The organism is Flavobacteriales bacterium, assembly GCA_016712535.1.
Lineage (GTDB): Bacteria > Bacteroidota > Bacteroidia > Flavobacteriales_F > PHOS-HE28 > PHOS-HE28.
The window spans coordinates 962,740-985,568 of record JADJQW010000003.1 but is presented as its reverse complement, the minus strand read 5'-3'; the positions used below and the strand labels follow the sequence as shown (position 1 = coordinate 985,568).

General features: G+C 60.9%; 21 protein-coding genes and 1 other RNA gene. 5 read left to right on the top strand and 17 right to left on the bottom strand.

Features of this window, described 5'->3' with window-relative positions; genetic code table 11:
* Positions 1-14: 14 nt before the first annotated feature.
* The 11 genes from IPK70_14465 to IPK70_14415 all read right to left on the bottom strand — a co-directional run bounded on the left by IPK70_14465 (position 15) and on the right by IPK70_14415 (position 9,872).
* Positions 15-1,151 (bottom strand): hypothetical protein, encoded by a 1,137-nt coding sequence (locus IPK70_14465; GenBank protein MBK8228362.1) that lies wholly within the window; start codon positions 1,149-1,151, stop codon positions 15-17.
* Positions 1,148-2,002: a hypothetical protein gene (locus IPK70_14460; protein ID MBK8228361.1), complete on the bottom strand. Its 855-nt coding sequence runs from the start codon at positions 2,000-2,002 to the stop codon at positions 1,148-1,150. The genes IPK70_14465 and IPK70_14460 overlap by 4 nt, the downstream gene beginning before the upstream one ends.
* Positions 2,003-2,077: 75 nt before the next feature.
* Positions 2,078-3,001 (bottom strand): hypothetical protein, encoded by a 924-nt coding sequence (locus IPK70_14455; protein ID MBK8228360.1) that lies wholly within the window; start codon positions 2,999-3,001, stop codon positions 2,078-2,080.
* On the bottom strand, positions 2,998-3,339 hold the full coding sequence (locus IPK70_14450) for a hypothetical protein (protein MBK8228359.1): 342 nt from the start codon (positions 3,337-3,339) through the stop codon (positions 2,998-3,000). Before IPK70_14450 ends, IPK70_14455 begins: the two co-directional genes overlap by 4 nt.
* A 70-nt stretch (positions 3,340-3,409) precedes the next feature.
* The gene (locus IPK70_14445; protein MBK8228358.1) at positions 3,410-4,585 is read right to left on the bottom strand and encodes an acetyl-CoA C-acyltransferase; all 1,176 of its coding nucleotides are present in this window, start codon (positions 4,583-4,585) and stop codon (positions 3,410-3,412) included.
* Between the two features lie 25 nt (positions 4,586-4,610).
* Entirely contained in the window at positions 4,611-4,997 is a 387-nt protein-coding gene (locus IPK70_14440; protein ID MBK8228357.1) for a four helix bundle protein, read from the bottom strand.
* A 151-nt stretch (positions 4,998-5,148) separates the two neighbouring features.
* Complete coding sequence (locus IPK70_14435) at positions 5,149-5,979, bottom strand: hypothetical protein (protein MBK8228356.1); 831 nt, start codon at positions 5,977-5,979, stop codon at positions 5,149-5,151.
* A 136-nt stretch (positions 5,980-6,115) separates the two neighbouring features.
* Positions 6,116-6,265 (bottom strand): hypothetical protein, encoded by a 150-nt coding sequence (locus tag IPK70_14430; protein MBK8228355.1) that lies wholly within the window; start codon positions 6,263-6,265, stop codon positions 6,116-6,118.
* Positions 6,265-6,918 carry a DUF4279 domain-containing protein gene (locus IPK70_14425; protein MBK8228354.1) on the bottom strand — a complete coding sequence of 218 codons (654 nt, stop codon included), beginning with the start codon at positions 6,916-6,918 and terminating at the stop codon, positions 6,265-6,267. Before IPK70_14425 ends, IPK70_14430 begins: the two co-directional genes overlap by 1 nt.
* Before the next feature lie 11 nt (positions 6,919-6,929).
* Positions 6,930-9,293, bottom strand: coding sequence for an enoyl-CoA hydratase/isomerase family protein (locus IPK70_14420; protein MBK8228353.1), 2,364 nt, complete (start codon positions 9,291-9,293; stop codon positions 6,930-6,932).
* A gap of 147 nt (positions 9,294-9,440) precedes the next feature.
* The gene (locus tag IPK70_14415; protein ID MBK8228352.1) at positions 9,441-9,872 is read right to left on the bottom strand and encodes a MarR family transcriptional regulator; all 432 of its coding nucleotides are present in this window, start codon (positions 9,870-9,872) and stop codon (positions 9,441-9,443) included.
* Between the two features lie 109 nt (positions 9,873-9,981).
* On the opposite strand from IPK70_14415, the gene IPK70_14410 reads away from it, so the two are divergent.
* Positions 9,982-10,881, top strand: a complete 900-nt coding sequence (locus tag IPK70_14410; protein MBK8228351.1) for a hypothetical protein — start codon at positions 9,982-9,984, stop codon at positions 10,879-10,881.
* Here the strand turns inward: IPK70_14410 and IPK70_14405 are convergent.
* Positions 10,878-11,789 carry a glycoside hydrolase family 16 protein gene (locus IPK70_14405; GenBank protein MBK8228350.1) on the bottom strand — a complete coding sequence of 304 codons (912 nt, stop codon included), beginning with the start codon at positions 11,787-11,789 and terminating at the stop codon, positions 10,878-10,880. The two genes, IPK70_14410 and IPK70_14405, sit on opposite strands and share 4 nt — an antisense overlap.
* 11 nt (positions 11,790-11,800) lie before the next feature.
* Positions 11,801-12,235, bottom strand: coding sequence for a hypothetical protein (locus IPK70_14400; protein MBK8228349.1), 435 nt, complete (start codon positions 12,233-12,235; stop codon positions 11,801-11,803).
* Positions 12,236-12,370: 135 nt separating this feature from the next.
* Between IPK70_14400 and IPK70_14395 the strand changes: the two genes are divergently transcribed.
* On the top strand, positions 12,371-13,321 hold the full coding sequence (locus IPK70_14395) for a hypothetical protein (protein MBK8228348.1): 951 nt from the start codon (positions 12,371-12,373) through the stop codon (positions 13,319-13,321).
* Here IPK70_14395 and IPK70_14390 read toward each other — a convergent pair.
* Complete coding sequence (locus IPK70_14390) at positions 13,307-14,542, bottom strand: alanine dehydrogenase (GenBank protein MBK8228347.1); 1,236 nt, start codon at positions 14,540-14,542, stop codon at positions 13,307-13,309. The genes IPK70_14395 and IPK70_14390 overlap by 15 nt on opposite strands.
* A gap of 98 nt (positions 14,543-14,640) precedes the next feature.
* Here IPK70_14390 and ssrA point away from each other — a divergent pair.
* Positions 14,641-15,038: a transfer-messenger RNA gene (ssrA, locus tag IPK70_14385) on the top strand.
* A 169-nt stretch (positions 15,039-15,207) separates the two neighbouring features.
* Here ssrA and IPK70_14380 read toward each other — a convergent pair.
* Positions 15,208-16,209: an exopolyphosphatase gene (locus IPK70_14380; GenBank protein ID MBK8228346.1), complete on the bottom strand. Its 1,002-nt coding sequence runs from the start codon at positions 16,207-16,209 to the stop codon at positions 15,208-15,210.
* A gap of 26 nt (positions 16,210-16,235) precedes the next feature.
* Between IPK70_14380 and IPK70_14375 the strand changes: the two genes are divergently transcribed.
* Both IPK70_14375 and IPK70_14370 read left to right on the top strand, forming a co-directional pair.
* Positions 16,236-18,344, top strand: a complete 2,109-nt coding sequence (locus IPK70_14375) for a hypothetical protein (GenBank protein MBK8228345.1) — start codon at positions 16,236-16,238, stop codon at positions 18,342-18,344.
* Positions 18,345-18,409: 65 nt separating this feature from the next.
* Entirely contained in the window at positions 18,410-19,942 is a 1,533-nt protein-coding gene (locus IPK70_14370; GenBank protein MBK8228344.1) for an AbgT family transporter, read from the top strand.
* A gap of 7 nt (positions 19,943-19,949) precedes the next feature.
* Here IPK70_14370 and IPK70_14365 read toward each other — a convergent pair whose 3' ends face one another.
* Positions 19,950-20,996, bottom strand: coding sequence for a T9SS type A sorting domain-containing protein (locus IPK70_14365; protein ID MBK8228343.1), 1,047 nt, complete (start codon positions 20,994-20,996; stop codon positions 19,950-19,952).
* A 58-nt stretch (positions 20,997-21,054) separates the two neighbouring features.
* Positions 21,055-22,770, bottom strand: coding sequence for a hypothetical protein (locus IPK70_14360; GenBank protein MBK8228342.1), 1,716 nt, complete (start codon positions 22,768-22,770; stop codon positions 21,055-21,057).
* Positions 22,771-22,829: the final 59 nt, after the last annotated feature.

The following is a 22,829-nucleotide window of genomic DNA, read 5'->3' as shown; positions in this document are numbered from 1 at the left end:
TACCCAGCACGCGGTTATAGGGCCTCCCAAGGACCGGCTTTCCCCACCTGCATGAAACGCGAGGTCTTCCGATCGAAGCGGAAGAGCCCGCCGAAACCGCCGAACCAGAACCGGCCTTCCCGGTCTTCCTTGATGGCCAGGATACCGCCCGACGTCAACCCGTCCTTGGGGCCGTAGTTCGTGAAGCTCGTGCCATCGTAGCGGAAAACGCCCTGGTGCTCCGCCGCGAACCAGATATGGCCATGCCGGTCTTCGTAGAAAGCACCTGTTTCGATCCCTTGGATCACGCCGTCCTTCGTGAAATTGATGAACGCCTTGGTCCCTTTTTCATCAACTGCTGAAGGATCGAAGAGGCTCACACCGCCGAACATGCTCCCGATCCAGAGCCTGCCCTTGCTGTCCTCCATCAGGCCGGAGACGCTGCTGTCGAGGAGGCCATCTGCCACGGTGTAGTGCTTCAGTATCCTGCGCGGTCCGGTCTCCTTCGGATCGATCATCAAGAGTCCATCCCCTTCCCGCCCGAACCAGATCATTCCTTGACGGTCCGCCAGGACGCACGTGATGCGAGTAGGCGATACTCCGCTCAGAGCGTCCACCGCCGTGTTCGGTGGCAGGTCGATCGCTGCGAATGTGCGACCGTCGTACGTGCACAGCCCGTTCATCGTGCCGACCCACAGCACGCCATCGCGGCCCATGGCCATGTTCCCGACATCGTTGTGCAGCAGACCATCCTTCGTGGTCAACTGACTGAAGCCATGGCGCGCCGAGTAGCGCGTCGAGGGGTCGTATTTGAACAGCCCTTCATCCTGGGTGGCCACCCATAGGATACCGTCCGCGCCTTCCACGATCCCGTTGATGCGGCCACTGGTGATGCCTGCACTATCGGCGAGGTATTCCAGTGTATCGTGCGCGTAGCGGATCAGTCCGTAGTGGTTGGTGCCGAACCACAGCGTTCCGCTCCTGTCCTCGCGCATGTGGCGCACCCAGTGGCAGAGCTGTTCCGGGTAGTCGAGTTTCAAGAACCACTCGGTCGGGATCGGGACCGTATCGTTCATGATCAGCACGGGTGCCTTGCTCGCGGGCTGGCCGTTGCAGGAGAGCAGGAGCAGCGATCCGACGGCTTGGCAAACGACCGAGCGGGTTCCCTTCATTTCCTCTTGCCTTTTGAGACCTGTTTCTTCTTCGGTGGAAGGAAGTTGCCTCCCGACACCACCGCCTTACCTGTGCGTTGTTCCAACTCCAGCCTTGCCTTCTTCGCGATACCGCCGCCTTTCTTCGCCGCCACTTTGTTCTTTGGCATGCCCGCGGCCAGTTCGCTTTCGGCGATCGCCCGCGTGCTGAGTTCGGCCAGCGCCGTGAAGATCAGCTCGGCTTCCGTCATGTGGTCGCGCAGGTTCTGGGTCTTCAGGCCCTTGATCGACTTGTGGTCCTTCACCGTCACGCCACTCCATTCCTGGTGGATGATGTTCGTGAGGATGGCGAATTCTTCTCCTTCCTTGATCCCGTGCTCCTTCCAGTAATCGGTGAGCTTGTTCCGGGTCTCCTGGCCCATCATCCGCTGTTGGATCCACTTCTCGCTACGGCCATGCTGACGATAAAGCTCCCGCACCCGATCAATACCCAAGCTCGGGTTGGCCATCTCCTGCATGCGCTCGTAGCCCACTTTCGCCAGCCAGAGTTTGATGGGTTCGGCCTTGGGGCTTGGAACCGACTGAACGAGGCGTAGAAGTGTTTCGGCAGTGGCCACATCGGTGAGGTAGCTCTTACCGTCAGCGGCTTCCAATTTCAGTCGGTGACAGTTTGTCACCGACTGAGATCCTTCTGCGTCCAGCCTGCTTTTCAGCTTGTTCCAGTATTTCCGTGCGGTCTGGTAGTCCGGTTGATCAATGAGGACTTGGATGATGTCTATCACCGAGAACCACCACGTCTCCGTGGCTTCATCATAGAGCCGACGGATCTGGTGTTGTTCAAAGAGGGTGGAGGAAGGAAGATGGGCGCTCATCTGGTGGACCGTTGACGGTTTCCCCGTCGTTCTGCATTTCACAACATACGACAGGTAGGTGTTCCGCCAAGAGCCTCACTCCATCAACTGCTCCATCCACCGCACCAGCTCCCGCTCCTCCACGATCGACCACGCGTGCGGATGTCGGTTGCCGTGCTGCACGCCGCGCCCTTCGGTGGTGATGTACTCCGCGCGCGCATTCCCCGCCACCGCCAGCGTATCGTGGATGCGCTTCAACCCGAAGGCGTTCAGCTCCTCGTAGCTGTCATCCCGGTTCGCGCGCCACCACGCCGTGTCCGGCTCGGTATAGAAGCGGATGGGCAGGTCCTTCAGCGCAGCCACGCTCGCGGACCAGTTCAGCAGGGGAGCTGAGCGCTCGTAGTTGGCCATGCTGTCCGTGGGCGAGCCGAGGGTGCTGTCCAGAAAGGCCAACACGTAGCGCGCCTCGTCCTTGTATTCTGGGAAGGTGGTCTTCGACAGGTCGCGCTGCGAGCATTCGTACAGCAGCACCAGGTCCAGCGGACTGTCCACGGCGAAGACGCCCTTGAGGCCGATGCCCGGTCGCGGCGCGCGCACCAGCTCCTTCGCCAGCAGCACGCTCACGTTTCCGCCCGAGGAGAAGCCGCCGATGAAGGTGTTCGTGGCATCGACCCCATGCGCCTTCACAGCCGCCGCGATCGTATCGAGCACCTCCCGCTTCTCGGCATCGCTCATCAGGATGTGCCGGTTGAAGTTCATCAGCAGCACCGCAATGCCGTTGGCCACCGCCGTGTCCGCGATGGGCGACTCCGACCGCGTATCCGCTGCATCGCACGGGAAGCAGGGGAAGAGGATCAGCAGCGCTTTCAGTTCGGTGGGGATGATCAGGTCGTAGGCGGGGGTGTGGATCTCGCGCGGGGTCTGGGCTTGGGGTGGGGCGGGGGACTGGCAGGCGGCCAGCAACAAAAAGCCCGTGAACAATGCGGCACGGCAGGGCTTGGTGAAGGGCTTGGGGTTCATTGCTGGTCTCCGAGCCCTTCAATGAACTTCATCGGATCTTGCACATACCTCTTAGCATCTGATCGATCCAATACCGTCATCACATTCTCGACAGTCGGATCCAGCAGTTCGACATGAATGAGCTTCAGTTGAAGTTGGAAGCGTTTCGCGATTCCGAGCACGAGGTCGATGAAGGGCCTGTCCACATTCCGCAGATCGATGCGGAAGCGGATCTCCTCGATCACCTTGGTGTCCTTCGCCCACTCGATCCAGAAATCGTTCGTGTCTGTCTTGCCCCAAGTCTGGTGATCCTCACCTCCCCAGTCACGCGGCAAAGCACCATCAAGGTGTGGCCGCATGTCGTCGATGGTTAGCGCCGAATGGCCAACCTCGAGGTAGAAGCTCCTTTGCCAGACAGCCATCGCTCGCTCAATTCAACAACTCGAACACACTCGCCGCCCCCTGCCCCGTCCCCACGCACATCGTCACCACCCCATACTTCTGCTTCCTCCTTCGCATCTCGTTGAACAGCTGCACGCTCAGCTTCGCACCCGTGCACCCCAGCGGATGCCCCAGCGCGATGGCGCCGCCGTTCACGTTCACCAGCTCCGGGTCGATGCCCAGCTCGCGCACCACCGCCAGTGATTGCGATGCGAAGGCCTCGTTCAGCTCGAACAGCCCGATGTCGTTCAGCTTCAGCCCGGCCTTCTCCAGCGCCTTCGGCACCGCCGCCACCGGACCGATGCCCATGATGCGCGGCTCCACGCCCGCCACGTGGTAGGAGAGGAGACGCGCGATCGGCTTTACATCGAGCTCCTTCAGCATGCGCTCGCTCACCACCAGCACGAAGGCCGCGCCATCGCTGGTCTGGCTGGCGTTGCCCGCCGTCACGCTGCCCTTCGCGTCGAACACCGGCTTCAGCTTCGCCAGCGCCTCCAGGGTGCTCGCGCGCGGACCTTCATCAGTGTCCACCACGTACTTCTCCACCTGGCGCTTCTCCTTCGCATCCAGGTACACGCGTTCCACGGTGTAGGGCACGATCTCGTCCTTGAACTTGCCGGAGCTGATCGCGGCCAGCGCCTTCTCGTGGCTCTTCAGGCTGAACGCGTCCTGGTCCTCACGGCTCACCTTGAAGTCGCGCGCCACGGCCTCGGCGGTGAGGCCCATGCCCCAGTAGTACGTGGGGTTCGCCTTGCCCACCTTGGCGTTCGGCACGATGCGCCAGCCGCCGAAGGGGATCGGGCTCATGCACTCCACGCCGCCCGCCACGATCATGTTGGCCTGCCCGCTGTGGATCTTGGCCGCCGCAATGGCGATGGTCTCGCTGCCGCTGCTGCAGTAGCGGTTCACCGTCATGCCCGGCACCTTGTCGGTGTTCAGGCCCATCAAGCTGATCATGCGGCCGATGTTCAGGCCCTGCTCGGCCTCGGGCGTGGCGTTGCCCACGATCACGTCGTCGATGCGCGTGCGGTCCAGCCCGGGCACCGAGCTCACCAGGTGGTTCACCACGTGCGCGGCCAGGTCGTCCGGACGGGTGAAACGGAATTTGCCGCGGGGAGCTTTGCCCACTGCGGAGCGGAAACCGGCGATGATGTATGCGTTCATGAAATGCGGTCTTAGGTCGTGGGTCCTAGGTCTTAGGTCCGCCCACTCCTTGACGGGTCGTGGGCTTGAGTGTTTGTTGAAGTTTGAACGTGCGGTTGGCGATGCTCTCGATGTCTTTGGTCAAGGCAGACACCGCATCCTTGCTGAAGTAACCGAGTTCCATGCCGATGATCACCTGGGTCTCCACCTCGAACGCAGAGCCTATGGCGATGCCGAGGAATTGATGGAATTCGCCGTTCGTGTTCCGTCCTGCGCCCTCAGCGATATTGCTTGCAACGGAAACTGCAGCTCGACGCAATTGGCTCTTCAATCCATAGGTTTCCTCTTTCGGAAGCGTTGCCGTCAGGACATGAACGTTCTTCGCGAGAGCAATCGCATCCTTCCAGATATCGAGGTTCTTGAACCGGTTCATATCGCGTGCAAGTCAGGCCTTGGACCTAGGACCTTAGACCTAGGGCCAAGGGCATTTCCCTTCACTAACCCCCATATGAGCAGGCCTGTGGGCTTTCCGCTTCTATCCCACACGCGAAGTGCGGTTTCCATATCGAGGTTTGGTCGGCGCATCAGGGTCTATCTTGTTTGATGGAGACCGCTGTGATTGTATCGTCAACTACATACAGGTACTGCTGTCGAAAGCCGCGGTAAGGCTTGTCAATGATCGACCTCCGCTTGTAGTTCAAACTCAGGACTGTGGAATCGTTCAATTGAACATTCATGCCTCTCAGTATGCCTGGTGGTTCATCGAAGACATAGAACTGAGAAGTATCAACCTTCAGAAGGGCAATGGCTTCGCGAATGGTCCTGCCAGTAAGCGCATTCACAAGAGCATCTGCATTTGCTTTGATTGTCTGCTGTTCGCGCTGAGTTTCTCGTTCCCCATGATCGCAACACTGCGGTTGTTCGTCAACTTGTCCAAAGACCTGCCAAAGACCAAGGAGAATCGTCACCACGAGGGCGCCAATCGTAGCCCACAAGGAATGCCTAGCCGTACGAGTTGAATCGGCTGCGTGCCGTGAAGCCTCTTCCGATAGCTGGATTGATTTCGTCGCATTCTCATTGGCTTTGGCAGCGTGATCGCGTGCTTGCATTAGCTCGAGGATGTCCACGTATCGTAGCATTGCTTCCCCGGTCATCACCGACTTCTTATCGTAGTAGTCCTTGATGTTGACTATCCCGCTACCCATGCGGCCGTGCTCATGGACTTGCGTTTGCCAAGTCGCCGACTCGTTGAAGAAATTCAGGAAAAACCAATGCTGGAAGTACCGCTCAGCATTGGCATCGAAGACATGACCCTTCTCTTTGAGATATGCGAGCAGCTCGTTCAGTGTTAGCCCTTCTGGATGGTTGAAGCCATACTCGTAGGACTGGAAATAGATATTGTCCTGGAGCTTCATTCGCTTGAGCCGGTTGGGATTCGCGTGAGCGATTGCAGCGGAAAGCCCGCAGCGCAGCGAGGACTTGTAGCGGAAAGCGCGACCCGAGGCTTTGCGAGGGGCACGCCCCAACAACCACTATGCTTCCTCGCGTTCATCAGTTCCGCAGCACTTTCCCGCTGGTGATGATGGACTGCAACCGCTCCAGCGTTTTGCGTTGCATGCATCCCGGGTCGGAGCCCGGGACTCCAAGGAAGGTCTTGCGCTCCAGGTCCAGCAGGTATGATATGACGCACTGCTGTCCCATTAGCTGATGAACCCGTTGCCTTCCACATAAAGGTCGAAGTCGATCTCGAGACCAAGAGCTGCCATACGTCGGATACAATGGTCATCCAAGTGCACTCCGCCAATCATGCCGTTCGCGTTGTGATAGTTCTGTGCGACCTGGATACCCGCACTGGCATTGTCGACCAACCCCCGCACTCCATTTGGGTCCTGCTCCAAAAAGGTCAACAGTTTTTGAAGCTTGTCCTTGAAAGCATCCGGCTCCGGATTCGGCAAGAGCTCCAAGCTGCTGAAGTTGTATGCTGACCGCCCGTTAGGCCTTAGGTCTCCTTTGTTCCACCCGCCAGTTGGAGTCAGTGTTGTCATCCCCTTCAATTGATCCAATGAGAGTTCTTCGGACGTCGCCCGGAAGTAGACACGGTTGTATGGTTCGGTGTCTATTCCACTGAAGGAGCCTTCAGTTTCGTTGACATATACAGCAAAATGGAAAGCTTGCTTCTCCACGGGTAGGTAAACGACCACAATGCCATCATTTCGATCGCGATCGATCCGCGCAACGCTCAGTGATGATCCATTCCTTACCGGTACATGGACTTCCAAGTACTGCTCGGTAGTTCCTTGGCTAGGCTGCTTTAGTTCTGCCTCCACGACAGCTATGATGTCTTGATCGGTCACTCTTCAATGTCTTAGTTCCGCAACACTTTGCCAGAGGTGATAATGGATTGAAGTCTCTCCAACGTCTTCCGCTGCATGCACAGCTCCACGAACGCCTTCCGCTCCAGGTCCAACAAGTACTGCTCACTCACCTCCGTCGCCTCGCTCAGGTCACCGCCGCATAGCACGTAGCCCAGCTTCTCGCTGATCAGCGCGTCGTGCTGGCTGATGTAATTGCCGCTGAGCATGCTGTTGGCGCCCACGTACACGATGCCGAGGCCTTCCTGCCCCAGCACCTTGATGTCCTTGCGCGGTGCGGGTTTGGTGTAGCCCTTGTTCCACAGCTCCAGCGCGCAGGCCTTGGCGTAGGCCAGCTGGTGGGCGCGGCTCACGATCACTTCGTCCTGGCCCTTGCGCAGGTAGCCGAGCGCGAAGGCCTCGTGACCGCTGGTGGCCACCTTGGCCTGGCCGATGGTGAGGAAGCGCTCGCGCATGGCGTTGATGCGGATGTCACCCTCCTTCAGCTCGTCGGCGAGGCGCAGCGCGAACTCCTTGGTGCCGCCGCCGCCGGGGATCACGCCCACGCCGAACTCCACCAGGCCCATGTAGGTCTCGGCGTGCGCCACCACCTTGTCCGCGTGCAGGCAGAGCTCGGTGCCGCCCCCCAGTGTCAGTTGGTGCGGGGCCGCCACCACGGGGATGCTGCTGTAACGCATGCGCATCATCGTGTTCTGGAAAGTGCGCACGGCCATCTCCAGGTCGTCGTACTCCTGCTCCACGGCCATCATGAAGATCATGCCCACGTTGGCACCCGCGCTGAAGTTGGCGCCGTCGTTGTAGACCACCAGGCCCTTGTAGCCCTGCTCGGCGAGGTCGATGGCCTTGTTGAGGCCCTGGATCACCTCCGCACCGATGGTGTTCATCTTGCTCGTCCAGCTCACGCTCAGGATGCCATCACCCAGGTGACGCACGGTGGCGGCGCTGTTCTTCCACACCACGCTGCTCTCGGGCAGGTCGCTCAGCACGATCATGCCCTCTGCACGCGGGATGGCTATGTAGCCCTTGCTGGCGGCATCGTAGTACATCCGCTTGCCGCCTTCGGTCTTGTAGAAGGATGTGTGTCCGGCAGCCACCATCTCGTTGATCCACGGCGACACCTTCACGCCTGCCTTGTTCATGGCGTCGAGCGCGGTCTTTACCCCGATCGCATCCCACGCCTCGAAGGGCCCCAGCTCCCACCCAAAGCCCGCGCGCATGGCATCGTCGATCTTGTACAGCGCATCCGTGATCTCGGGGATCCGGTGGCTCACATAGGCGAAGAGCCCGTGGAAGCTCTTGCGGTAGAACTCGCCGGCCTTGTCGGTGCCGTTGTAGAGGAGGGCGGTGCGCTTCACCAGGTTGTCCTCCTTCTTCGCGGCATCCAGCGTGGCGAACTTGGGCTTCACCTGCGGACGGTATTCCAGCGTCTTCAGGTCCAGCGCGAGGATCTCGCCCTTGGGTGAGCTGCGGTCCTTGAAGAAGAAGCCTTTGCCGGTCTTGCTGCCGAGCATGTTCTTCTCCACCATCTTCTGCAGGTAGCCGGGGATGGCGAAGAGCGCGTTCTGCTCGTCGTTGGGGCAGTTGTCCTTCACGCCCTGCGCCACTTTCACCAGCGTGTCCAGGCCCACCACGTCGGCGGTGCGGAAGGTGGCGCTCTTGGGACGGCCCAGCACGGGACCGGTCAGGCGGTCCACTTCCTCCACGGTGAGCCCCATCTCCTTCACCAGGTGGAAGAGGCCCATGATGCCGAACACGCCGATGCGGTTGGCGATGAAGGCGGGCGTGTCCTGGCAGCGCACGGTGACCTTGCCGAGGATGCGCTGGCCATAGTCCTCCAGGAAGTCGAGCACCGCAGGGTCGGTGTCCGGACCGGGGATCAGCTCCAGCAGCGGCAGGTAGCGCGGCGGGTTGAAGAAGTGCGTGCCGCAGAAGTGCTTGCGGAAGTCGTCGCTGCGGCCCTGTGCGATGGCGTGGATGGGGATGCCGCTGGTGTTGGTGGTGATGAGGGTGCCGGGCGTACGGTGCTTCTCCACGTTGGCCAGCACCTGCTGCTTGATGTCGAGCCGCTCGATCACCACCTCGATGATCCAGTCGCAGTCCTTGATCTTCGGCAGGTCGTCGTCGAAGTTGCCGGTGCTGATGCGCTTGGCGAAGCGGGCATCGTACAGCGGCGCGGGACTGCTCTTGATCGCGGCGGCGAGCGCGTCGTTGACGATCTTGTTCTTGTCATTGCCCTCTTTCGGAGCGATGTCCAGCAGCAGCACTTCAGCGCCGATGTTGGCGAAGTGGCAGGCGATGCGGCTGCCCATGACGCCGGAGCCGAGCACGGCGATCTTGCGGATGTTTCGTTTGGTCATTCCAGTGTGGTGTTTGCCGCAGAGGCGCGGAGGCGCGGAGAATGCCACTGGAGGTGCGGAAGCTTAACAAGCTTGAGCGGGCACATCGGGCTATGTGGCGCTTGGCAATTCATCCTCTCTGCGAGTTTGCGTCTCTGCGGCTATCCTTCAGAAGAGTTGTTCCTGTTCCAGTATCCGGTCGAGCTCCGACATCACCTGCCGGAAGTTGCTGAGTTGTGCGGGCGTGAAGCGGCGCTGCACCGCCTCGTTGAACTTGATCACGGTGTTGCGGCTCACATCGCGCATCTGCTTGCCTTTCGCGGTGAGGTGGATGCGCACCACGCGTTTGTCGACGGTGTCGGGGATCCGCTTGATGAGCCCGGCCTCCTCCATGGTCTGCAGGGTGCGCACCATGCTCCGGGCCTCCATGCCCATCTTAGGACCAAGCTTGGTGCTGGGCGTCCCCTCCGGTTCGATGTTCAGGAGGATCTGGCCGATGGCCATGCTGCCGCCGTACTTGGCCGCCTCGGTGTTGTAGATGCGGGAGATGCGGCTCCACACGCGACGGATGGGAAAGTCGATCGTTTCTTCTGGGGCCATAGGGCATCGGCTTCGGCGCCAAATTAGCTGCACTTGTTATGCGCGCATACCAAGGGAGCGGAAATTTCTGAACACGTTCTCGCGTTCTTTGCGCATCAAGCCCATCGCCATGCGCGCCACCCTCCTCGTCCTTTTCAGCCTAGCTGTGCTCGCCTCCTGCCGCAAGGAGGAGCCTGTCAACACGCCTACGCCGCAGCCGGAGCCTCCACGGCTGGTAATGAAGTTCCACTTCGACAGCACGCAGGCCCGCTTGGACAACATCGGGCAACCGGCCGTGCTCGCCCCTGGCCGTGCCGCGCAGAATCCGCGCTTCAACAAGATGAGCGCGCACTACATCGAGTTCGCACCGACGATGCTCACCGCCTTGGGGGCCGGTGAAGTGGTGTACCACGCCCCTGAGACGAGCGCCGGAGGGGCCCCCGCGATCAATTTCGCGCAGAGCGTGAAGGCCGGTGAAGGCGAGACCTTCTTCAGCATGCCCATCGCCGACATGGAGCCCGGCACCTACGAATGGCTCCGCGTCTCGCTCGCCTACCAGAACTACGACATCAAGTTCCGCTACACCGATGCCACCTGGGGCACCTTCAACCTTTGGGGCACGGTGGCCAGCTTCATTGGCTACAACACCTACATCACCAGCTTCCCGGTGCGCAACCAGAACGTTGCCGTGAACGCGAATAAGCTCCAGGGCTTCTGGGCCTTCGAGGTCATCAATCCACCGATCGCCACCGCACCGGTCACAGGTCAGGCTCCTCCGGGCGCCACCACCGTGCCCAATCCGCTCTTCGCCACCTCTCCCATCCCGGCTGGATCATGCGTGGTCACGGGCGCATTCGCCACGCCGCTCACGATCACTGGATCAGAGACGCAGGATGTGGTGATCACCGTTTCGCTGAGCACGAACAACAGCTTCGAGTGGCTCGATAACGGAGACGGGATCTACGAGCCAGCCATCGGCGACGCCGTGGTGGACATGGGCGTGCGCGGCATGATACCCATCGTTGATTAGCGATCGCCCCTGCGCTGATAGACACGCACGTAATCCACGTCGAAGCTGGTGCCTTCCGGCCATGGTGTTGGCCGCTTCGGTCCCTTGCAGAAGCCTTTGGGTTCCGATACCGCCAGGTCGAGGATGATATTCACTCCGTCTTCTGATCGCGGGAAATAGGGAGCGGTGAAATGCTCTCCGGGACTCCGCTCACAGGCGGGTAATGGTCGGCCTCGTTTATCCACGAATCGGCCGCGGTACAGCACCAGTTCGCCATCGATGAACCACGAGATGCCGTCGCGCTCCCACTCCACCGCATATTCATGGAAACCGCGCGACAGGTCTGAAAGCCGCCGCTTGCCGTTCGTCGAGAACTTGGGCCGCCCCCATCGGTGCAAGGCGCCCTTGAACAGGTTGGACTGTTCGCCACAGAACTCGAACACGTCGATTTCCGTCTCTCCGCCGAAGCCCCAGAACGCCGGCCAGAGGCCAGCACCTTTCGGAATGCGGCAGCGCACCTCGAATCGGCCATAGGTGAAGCGGTCGATCGCGGTATGCACCATGGCCCCTTCATGCTCCTTTCGCTTGCCGTACCACTCGCTGGCACCCGCCCGCGCTCCAAGGCGCAGCTGGCCATCCTTCACGGTCACCAGGTCGTCGCGGAAAATGGTATTGCTGGTGCCCATGATCCTGCAGCCTTCGCATTGGTCGCTGCCGTCAGCACTGTACGGGAACCAGGTGCGCCACTTCCCGCGATCAAGCGCCTCCCCATCGAATTCGTCACTGAATACCAGTTGCCATGCTGCGGTATCGCATGCCGCCCCTTCGTCATTCACCTTCGGTCCGATGCGCTTCTCGCGCTTGGTCTGTGCCAGGGTATTGGCTGGCAGGAGAAGCACGCAAGCCACAGCGAACGGTATTCTCTGCATGATGGTCATTTCTAGAGCGGGGTTGCAGCCAGTCGCTTCTGGCCATCAAGCCAAAGCAGAAGGCCTTCATCCGGTGTCCAAGTGTACCTCAGCCGGTTGGCAGCGATCACCTGGTCCATGGTCCCTGCACGGTCATCGTACAAGAAGACGCTGTCGCAATCGAAGGCGATCCGGATGGAATCCCCAACGAATTCCATCCGGGTGAAGGGTCCGATGTTCCTGCGCTTCAATGCCCGGATTCCGCCCTCATCGACCCATTCCACGGCTGTGGCGTCAAGGAACCCGAGGTCATGGAATACCGAATCGAGCTTCATGAATTTCTGCCCCCAGCTTTCACGCTCACCGAAATTCGCCAGGACCCAGAGGCCACGGGCCACAGTGCTGTCACGATCGAAGAAAGTGGGCAGCATGGTCCAGCTGTCGTACGCGGGGGCTGAAACCGCCATGATCACGGGTATGCTGTCTTCCCCGAACCGGTATCGGTAAAGTCGCAGTCCCTCCCAGGTGTCCTCTCGGTTCGAAGCCACCATCACAAAGCTGCCGTCACCCAGGTCGAAGGTTGTTTGGATCAGCAGCGTATCGTGAACGATGTTGTCATCGATAGCCCGGAATTCGATCGGACGCTTTCCAGCGGTACGTACCGGATTCGCTTGCCTCGATTGATCGCACGCCGCATGGAGGGCCAGCAGACCAGCAACCATGATCAAGGAGCGCACAACCTTCATTATCAGCAATCTATGGATGGCAAGGTTAGGGGTTGTCCACTGCTATTCCGGGATGCCAAGGGCAGACAGTTGCAGCCGTCGAAGCCCCAACACGCGCGGCATCATCCATCAGTCATCGGGTTGAGGTCATCCGCCGGGTCCCGCTTGCCGAAACCGTCGAGCACGGACTCCCGTATATCGTTATCCCGGTTCAGCCGGTCGCTTCGAACGAACCATCAGGCGAAACGCCAAGTGAGCCTAGACAGCACAAATACAAGCAGGGTGGCAGATCATTGGTCGAGCGATCCGCAACTCGGGCTGCCCCATGTCGGTTCCGGTTCCGTGGTGCTGCGCCTGACCGGAGAGGTCGGGCACGCTGAGCTTGATCGCTTCGTGCAGCATGCAGAAGCATGGAGCCTCGAGGCCGCTGATGGCGTCGTCACGCGCAAGCGTCTGCTGAATGTCCTCGTCGAGGCACTGGAGAACCTGCGCATGCACACCGACCCCTCTCTTGCGCACACCTCGTTCGCTGTGCTGAAGGCCGATGATCAAGCGTTCACCTTGTTCATTGGGAATGCCATGCCTTCAGCGACGGCTGCGGTTGTGAGCCATCGGATAGAAGTCCTGAACGCCATGAGTGAGGCTGAACTGAAACAGCACTTCCTCATGCTCTTGGGCAACTCGGGGCGCACGGACCGCGGTGGCGCAGGCTTGGGACTGATCACGATCGCCCGGAAATCCGCTCGCCCGCTCAACGTGACGAGCCGCGTGCGCGATGAAGCGACACGTTACTTGATCATGGAAGCGCGCATCCTACGCGATGCTTGACCCTTGCAAGCCCGCATACTCCGCGAGGTAAGCAAAGCGGTCGCAAAGACGGCCGTGCTCAACGATCGTCGCACGATCGATCATGGCAGGACCGTCCTGCCCGATCAGGCTCGGCATCACGCGCTCGATAAGGTCCAATCCGAAGGCCTCAGAGGCATCACGGGGCAGTTCACAGGGCAGGTTATCAACGGCCATCACGGTTATGCTGCCTTCCGATCCAGGAGCCGTTTCAGCTGCGGCGCCCGGGGCGTATCCGAAGAAAGGCTCCTCGATGCTGGTGGCGCGCAGCGTGCTATCGATGGGCCCGCCCACATCGCAGCTGATATCCGCGATGACACGGAGCCCGAGCGCCGGATCACGCAGGTCCTGTGAACTGAGGATCTTCGGCCCACGCGGGTCCCAGAAATGACAGGCCAGGTACATCTGCGCTCGCCGTGCATAGGGCAGGAAGGAGGCGCGGTGGCCAGAGGGGTCGGCGTGGAATGCGGCCTTGTCGAACCCACGGCCATCCTCCCGTTCGTACAGATCCGATGTGCCCAGCACCGTGTAAACGGGTTTGGCGAAATCCTGCTGAAGGAATTCCTGCGGCTTCACGCGCGCAACACCTGCACGCTCGATCACTCCCATGGCGCCCTTCCCTACTCGCCCCCCTCCAGTCATCACGATCCGAAGGTCCTTCGGCAAGGGGAAGCTGCGCAGGTGGCCCTCGAGTTCCTCCAGGTCGTGGCACGCATGCGCCGGCTTCAGGAGCGCCCCCCCATGCGTGAGTTGCCACGCCCGGAAGGCATTGTACGCGCCAACAACGCCGGCCCAATACCCGAAGGCGAGCACCCGGTCGCCATGCTGGTCGGTGAGCAGCTCATGGTCGATGAGAGTGATGCCTTTCTCGATCACCGCCCGCATGAGCTTGCGGTTGTGCGCTTGCTGCTTGATGGTGTGGCTGAAAAAGAGGTAGGACTTCCCCGGAATCAGCATCTCGGCCGGAACCTCCTTCACGCCGATGATGAGATCGCGGTCGCTCAGGTCGTCGGTGAGGCGAACACCCTCGTCTTCGTACTCCGCGTCGGTGAAGGCGCGCACCGTGCTGCGCTGAACGGCAATATCAACTTGCGGGAAGCGGATGCTCACCTCCCGGCATTGGGCGGGCGTCAAGGGCACGCGGCGGTCGGCGGGCAGTTTGCCTTCGCGGATGATGCCGATCTTGCGGAATGTGCTGGTCATTGCAGGCGGCGGCAAACTTAGCCGAACGCGTGAGCAACAAGACCCAGAACGAATCCCCGCTCGCACCGGCTACCTTTGCGGGGTTCTTTGGAAATCCTGGGGCCGATCTGGTTTCGACAGCGGCATCATGGGGTGTGTAAGCATGCCGGGCGTGTGGTGCGGCCCGTATCCCAGTGCCACGAAGCCATAACTGGCGAAGTAGACTACGCTCTCGCTGCTTAATAGCCCAAGGCTATGAGGCTTAATCCACGTGAATAACAGTAGCGTGGACGAGTACCTCTCGGGGAGGCCCGTTCTCCTCCTTCCCGGATCCGAGGTGTCATCATGGGGAACTGGCTCGCGCGGTGGTCCGTAGCGCGGGCGAGAAACAGGACCTAAGTCCATCGTGGGGTGCCCTTCTCCAGCGGCGGATCGAAAACCAATGAAGCGGCTAAGCGTGTAGAAAGCTCATTCCACGGTCGTTTGGACGAGGGTTCGATTCCCTCCGGCTCCACCCCTGCCTGCCGGCAGGCAGGTTCGCCTCGCCGAAGCACGGCCTTTGGCGCAAGCCAATTGGCCGTGCGAAGGCTGGCTCTTCACCTCTGCCCGATCCTTGCACTGGGCCTTGCTTCAACAAGGCTTCGGGTGCCTGCGCAACGGCGCTCCGGCGTGGGCACGCGGACATTCTAGGCCACCACAGGCTCGTTCAGAGGGTATTTCACGCGGCCGTATTGCTTCATGTACAGGTCGTAGATGATGCCATCGGCGAGGCCCACCTTCGGCACGAAGACCTCCTCCACATCGGCGAAATCCATCACGCGCAGGAAGATGTCGGCGGCGGGTATGATCACATCGGCGCGGTCGGGACGGAGCCGCAGCAGCTTCACGCGGTCCTCGAAGGTGTGCGAGGCGATGCGGTCGCGCTGGTTCTGGATGTCGCTCTTGGCCAAAGGCTCTCCGAACGCATTGCCATTCTCCTTGAAGATTCGGTTGATGTTGCCGCCGGTTCCCACCGCCATCAGGGTTCCGTGCTGCACGCGGAGTTCTTCAAGGAAGCCCTGCATCTCCACCCATGCACTCAGCGGCACCTTGTTCTTGAGGGTTCGCACGGTGCCGATCTTGAAACTGGCGCTCTTGGTGCGCTTGCCGTTCTCGAGCCACGTAAGCTCGGTGCTGCCGCCGCCCACATCAATGTACAGGTAGGGCCTGTCCTTCAACAGGTCCTGCGTCCAGAAGGTGTTGGTGATGAGGTCGGCCTCCACCTTGCCCGATATCGTCTCGATGTGAACACCGCTCTCCATTTCAACGCGGGCGAGCACCTGGTCGCGATTCTCGGCTTCGCGCATCGCGCTGGTGGCGCAACAGCGCAGGTAGCCCACGCCGTAGACCTCGGTGAGCAGACGGAAGGCTTTTAGCGATTTGATCAGGTAATCCTGCTTGGCCACGGTGATCGCGCCCTGGTCGAACACGTCCTCGCCCAAACGGATCGGGACACGCACCAGCGTCTGCTTCTTGATCACCGGGTGATCGTCGCGCTCGATCACTTCGGCCACCAGCAATCGCACGGCGTTTGACCCGATGTCGATGGCGGCGTATGTGAGGTCGCGGTCGATGGGGCGAAAGTAGAGGCGGCTGATCGTCGGACGCTGAAGGGAATAACCGATATTCGGACAACCTTTCCGTTCCATTACGTCCTTCCGCCAATCGCCGACCCATGAGATCGACCCTTACGCTCGCTGCAATCATGATTGCGACCGCCGGTCAGGCCGTTACGGTCAACATGTATGTCTCACCCGCACGCTGCGGGCTCAACAATGGGTCTGCGCACGCCCAGCCTGAAGGCGGCCTGCCACCTTATACCTACAGCTGGAGCACCGGCGAGACGACCTCGAGCATCAACAACCTGGCCCCTGGGGACTACACCGTTACGGTGACGGATGCGCTGGCGGGCACGGCACAGGGCACCGTAACGGTGCTCGCCGTATTCGAGCTCGCGCCCACAGGATTTCCATCGCAGTTGCAGCCCGATTGCCAAGGGGCCTGCACCGGCATTGCAATCAGCGATGTCCCGGCTGGCGGCACCTTTCCGTACAACTATCCACCGAATGTGATCGATGGCGGATTCCAGATCACCATCATGGGCATTTGTGCGGGCTTTCCGATGCCGATCTCGATCACGGATGCGAATGGCTGCCCAGGCACCATCGACCTGCTGGGCGCTGTGATGGCCGTGGACCCTGCTGGGATCACGGTGCAGGGCAGCACCCCGGCCTGCGAGAGCCAGAGCAACGGCAGCATGACGGTACTGATGGATGGCCCGGCGGCGAGCGTGATGCAGGTGACGCGCATCGGCGGAGGTTACGATCAGATCCATTTTCCAGCGTGGAATGTGCCATATACCATCACCGGGATGCCAGCCGGCGCTTACGATCTGGTCTCGATGATCCAGGGTGGCGGCGGAACACCGCTTTGCTCGAATGCCTATTCAGGAACCGTGCCTCAGATCAACTCGCCCTGTGGCGGGGTGAGCGGCCGTGCTTACCACGATGCCGATCAGGATTGCTCCTTCAATGGCTTCGACCTGGCCATCCCGAACAAGGTGCTGGAGGTGAATCCGGGCCCCAGCTACGCGATCACGGATTGGGAAGGCAACTACACCACCGGTCTGCTCTTCGGCAACTTCACCATAGGCCAAGCCTTGGTCAATGAGACCCAGCTCTGCCCGGTCGCCGATCCGCAGCCCTTCACCTTGGATGCGGGAAACCCGCAGGCGGTAGTGGACTTCGCCAACCTGAGCAATGCGCCGCATGACCTGGTGGTGAGCATGCATTCGAGCGCAGCGCGCCCCGGCTTCCCGACAAGCGCTTGGGTGAACGTGCTCAACAACTCCGCCTACCCGAGCGGCGATGTCACCATCGATCTGGCGTTTGATCAATTGCTGCTGAATCCCGCCCCGGCCAGTGGCCAATGGAACGTCGGCGTCATTCCGCCTTACACCATGGTCACACGAACCCTCACCGCGGATGTGCCCGCGAACATCAATTTGCTGGGCACGGTGTTGAGCTACACGGCCACCGTGAGCAACACCATCTCTGAGCCGAACACCGCGAACAATGCGGCCACCGGACTGCGCGTCATCACGGGCAGCTACGACCCCAATGACAAGCAAGGCGAGACGAGCAGCGCGCTCAGCGGGAGCCAGTACTTCCTGGATCAGGATGAATGGATCGACTACACGGTCCGCTTCCAGAATACCGGCACCGATACGGCCTTCACCGTGCAGATCCGCGACGAGATCGATATCGACCTGGATCTCTTCAGCCTGCAGGTGCTGGGGGCCTCGCATGCCTACGCGCCTTCCTTCGGTGAAGGGCGCGAGCTTGTCTTCACCTTCGAGGACATCCTGCTGCCGGACAGCACTGCGGACCTGTTGGGCAGCCAAGGTTTCATCCGCTTCAGGCTGAAGCCGAACGACGACATCCTGGTCGGTGATGAACTGGAGAACACCGCGGGCATCTACTTCGATTCCAATCCACCGATCATCACCAACACGGTGACGCACATTGTGGACTTCAGCACGGGCATTGGCGCAGCGGAGCAGGACCGCATCCGGCTCGCACCCAATCCGGTCCAGGATGCGTTGCAGGCCTGCTTCCCAAAGGGCGCCGCCCGTGTCGCAATGTGCTTCGGGCCGGATGGCCGGATGGTGCATGTGCCCATCGACTGGCATGAAACCGGCTTCATCGCTGATGTGAGCGGGCTCTCGCCCGGGGCATATGTGCTGCGCACGGATCTTGGCGCTGCGCGCTTCACCAAACACTGATCATCAGTTCGGAAGTTGCCCGCGGAGGCGCGTCCCGATCGCGCCAAGCGCTTTCTTCGTCGGCCATGAGCGAAGCCACCACAACCAAGAAGCGCAGCGGTGTAGACCGTTTCCTAGCCATCATCGAGCGAGCTGGCAACGCACTGCCGCACCCGGCCACGCTCTTTGCCATACTCGCGCTCGTGGTGGTGCTCATCAGCTGGATCGCCGACCTGAGCGGCATGAGCGCCATTCACCCAGCGACTGGCGAGCCTGTGACGCCGAAGAACTTGCTCAGCGCCGAGGGGCTTCACTTCATCCTCACCAAGATGGTGGTGAACTTCACCGGCTTCGCGCCGCTGGGCACAGTGCTGGTGGCCCTTTTGGGCATCGGCATCGCCGAGGGCAGCGGGCTCATTGGTGCAGTGCTGCGCGCCGTCGTGCTGGCCTCTCCCAAGCGACTGCTCACCTTCGTGATCGTCTTCGCCGGCGTGATGAGCAACGCTGCGAGCGAGGTGGGCTATGTGCTGCTCGTGCCCCTCGCAGCCGTGATCTTCCTCGCCGCAGGCCGACATCCGCTGGCTGGACTTGCTGCGGCATTCGCGGGCGTGAGCGGCGGCTATAGCGCCAACCTGCTCCTGGGCACCATTGACCCATTGCTCGCTGGCCTGAGCCAGGAAGCGGCAAGGATCATCAGACCGGACTACCTGGTGAATCCCGCTTGCAACTATTACTTCATGGCGGTTAGCACCTTCCTCATCGCAGGCTTGGGCACGTGGGTCACCGAGCGGATCGTGGTACCGCGCTTGGGCGATTACTCGGGCGATGAGAAGCCTGAGGAGATCCGCAACGCCACGCCGCAGGAGCGCAAGGGCATGCTGTACGCGATGCTCACCGTGCTCGTTGTTGTAGGGATCATCCTTTGGGGGTTGATTCCCGAGAACGGATTCCTGCGCGACCCCAAGACCGGCGAGATCCTCCACTCGCCCTTCATGAGCGGCATCGTGGCGCTGATCTTCCTGAGCGCATCACTGGCGGGCATCGCGTATGGAATCGGCGCGGGCACCTTCAAGAGCGACAACGATGTGATGAAGGGAATGGCCAAGAGCATGGAGACCCTTGGCAGTTACATCGTGCTCGTCTTCTTCGCGGCGCAGTTCGTGGCCTATTTCAACGAGACACGGCTGGGCCTGATCCTCGCCATCAAGGGCGCGGATGTGCTCAAAGCCGCGGACCTCGGCCCCATCCCGCTCATGCTCTGCTTCGTGCTCATCAGCGCAGCCATCAACCTGATCATGGGCAGCGCCAGCGCGAAGTGGGCCATCATGGCACCGGTGTTCATTCCCATGTTCATGCTGCTTGGCTATTCGCCGGAGTTCACGCAGATGGCCTATCGCGTGGGCGACAGCGTCACGAATATCATCAGCCCCATGATGAGCTACTTCGCGCTCATCGTGGCCTTCATCGCGCGCTACGATAAGAAGGCGGGCATCGGCACGGTGATCAGCACCATGCTCCCCTACTCCATCGTGTTCCTGATCGGATGGAGCGCGCTGCTCGTGATCTGGGTGCTGCTCGAACTGCCAATCGGCCCCGGCGCGAGCATGTTCATCAAGTGACCGCTGATCAACGCAAGATCACCAGAGGCAACACGCGATCAGCACGGGTCACTGTGGCATGCACCAGGTAATTGCCGTTAGGCAGAGCGCTTACATCCAGCGAGCAGGGGCCGCTTGATCGTGCAGATGCCGCATTGAGCACCACACGCCCAGCCAGGTCCGTGATCCTAACGGCGGCTATCGGCCGCCCATCATCCGCTGCGATGGCGATCGACCCGGCTGCAGGGTTCGGCCACAGCTGCAACGAGCCCTGGGTCGCCGCGTCGCCAATGCCCACAGAGAATCCGAGGTCGTAGCCGAGCCAAGCACCCTGCTCGAAGAGCCACACCTTCCCGTTGGCATAAGACAAGCCGAAGGAGGAACGCGCGGGCGCATTCGCCGGCAACTGCGTGCTGCCGCTATATGCACCGGTTGCTTTGTTCACGTACAGCACCCGGCGATTGGCGTAATCGTACAGACCGTACTCGTATCCAATGCAGCCGATGTACATGACCGTATTCGAATTGATGCTGGCTAGCGAAACAGGAAGCCCAGTGATCGCCGTGGTGCCGAGCGCCGCGTGCGTAGCGGCATCGAAGCGATGGATGGAGCCATTGAAGAAGTAGATGATCTCGCTGGCATCGGGATCCAGGTCACCGATGGATTGCGCGTCCGGCTGGCTGGAAGCGAGCACAACAGTCCCCGCCCCGAGAGGAAAACCAGTGACCGGGTCGAGGTCCTGCTCGAAGATGCCAAGGTTGTTATAGCCGTTGCCGAGCAAGCGCTGCCCGATCGGGTCCCACCAAGCGCCGCGGTAGTCGAAGCCGGAGGTCACCGTGCTCACAAGGGTCCCGGCTTCATCGTAGGTGTCTATGGGATAGCCCGCACTGCCTGCGTTCACACTGTAGTAAAGTCCAAGCAACGGGTTGAATGCAAGTCCTGACCGGTTCTCGGTCTGCGGCGTGGCGGTGAGCGTCATGCTCTGGATCGTACTGGTTGCTGGAACGCATTGGGCCGAGCTGAGCGCCGGGATGCCTAGCAAGCAGGTCACGATCGCAATCGGAGTGAGCTTCATGGCGAGTGGATTGGGCTCCACGAATCTAGCCGGAAAACCGGATGCGGCTGAGCGCGATTCAATTCGGCACCCGCAGCACCGGATACTTCCTGAAGCCCGGCTCGAGCCACGGAGAACGCTTGTAAACGAAGTAAAGCTGCGCGAACGCGTCCATGGCGAACGCGGGATCAGCCGCACGCTTGGCATCGAGCGCCTTCCTCACCTCCGGGTTCTTCTTGAGCCAATCCGCGGCCAAGTCCTCGAAGACATAATCGCTGAACCACTCTTTCTGCTGCAGCACGCTGTCGAAGAAGCCCCAGGCGAAGAAGCTGTCCTCGCCTTCGGGCTCGAGCGCCTCCATCACGTAGCGATCCGTGGCATATCCCATCGGAATGAACCAGCTGCCCGTCGCGACCTTCATGCCCATGCTCTTGGTGCTCGTACGGCTCTCGCTGTGGAGGTAATGGCCCTCATAGGGCGAGCGCGAGGTGCTCATATCACCGATGCTGTCCTGATCTATGACAAGCACCGTGTCGCGCGCCAGCGCACGCATCCGGACGCCATTCGCCTGCAGCCTCACGACCGCTTCGTGCCACGAGGCGGGCACGATGTAGGCCTTGGGCTTGCGCTTCACCAGCGCGGCAGCGTACGAATCATTCCAAGGCACCATCGTTTCGGTGGGCTTGGTGCGGTCGTATCGTGTGCGCGGCAGCCCGGTCACATCACTCGCGACACGCTCTGCATTCCAGCCCTTCCAAGGCAACGTGGCCCACGCAGTGGTGTCCAGGCGCCAATTCATGCCGAGCTCTGTCATGCTCGCGGTGAAGCGCTTGGCCTCGCTCCTGCGCGTGAGCAATTCATCGCCATGCTCATCCATCACGGCAAGCGTCGCAAGCATCAACTGGAAGGTGGCATTCACGCGATCGGCGTACGGCTTGAGCATGTGGCTCTCGCTGAGGATGCCGATGCGGTCGAAGAGCGCATTATAGCCGGAGCTGTAGCGCGCGCCATCACTGAATCCATAGAGGCCATCCTCGGGGATGTCGCCGCGCGCCTCGAAGTAGGGACACATCAGCATGCCCCTGCGCTCCATCCAGGCGTGCAGCTCAGGGATCATGGTCCGCGTCATGAAGTAGCTGAGACCGCCGTTGAGCTTGTCCTTCTGCGTGGTGAGCAGCTCCATCACGTACTGGTGATCGGCGCCGTTGCTCACGTGCGTCTCGAAGTACACATCGGGGTCCATGATGCTGAGCGCTTCCACCAAGGACCATGTGTTGCGCGAATCCATCTTCATGAAGTCGCGGTTGAGGTCGAGGTTGCGCGCATTGCCGCGGAAGCCGTATTCGGCCGGCCCGTTCTGGTTGGCCCGGCTGGTGGCGCTGCGCTGCTTCGCTCCGCTCACGTTGTGCACCGGCACGATGCAGACCGCGGTCTTCGCGAGCAGTCCCATGTACTGGTCGCTCTCGAGCAGGGCCTGGGCCAGCATCAGGCTCGCATCGATCCCATCGGGCTCACCGGGATGGATGCCGTTGGTGATCCATAGGACGCCCTTCCCTGCGGCACGCATGCTATCGGGCGTGAAACCGCTGCCGTCGCTGATCACGAATAGATGAAGCGGTGAGCCGTCGTCATCCTCGCCGATCTCGAAGAGCTGCGCGCCGCTGTGCTGGCGATCCAATTCGCGGTAGCGCGCGATGGCCTGCTCCCAGGTGACGGTGCTGTCACCTTCGAATGCCCATTGGCCGTTCAAGCTGAAAGACAGCAACCATGTCAATTGGACTAGCGCGATCCGCATGGCGCCGAAGATGCGAACGAAGAAGCCCTGCTCGCTCGGGCAGGGCCTCTTCGGTCGGA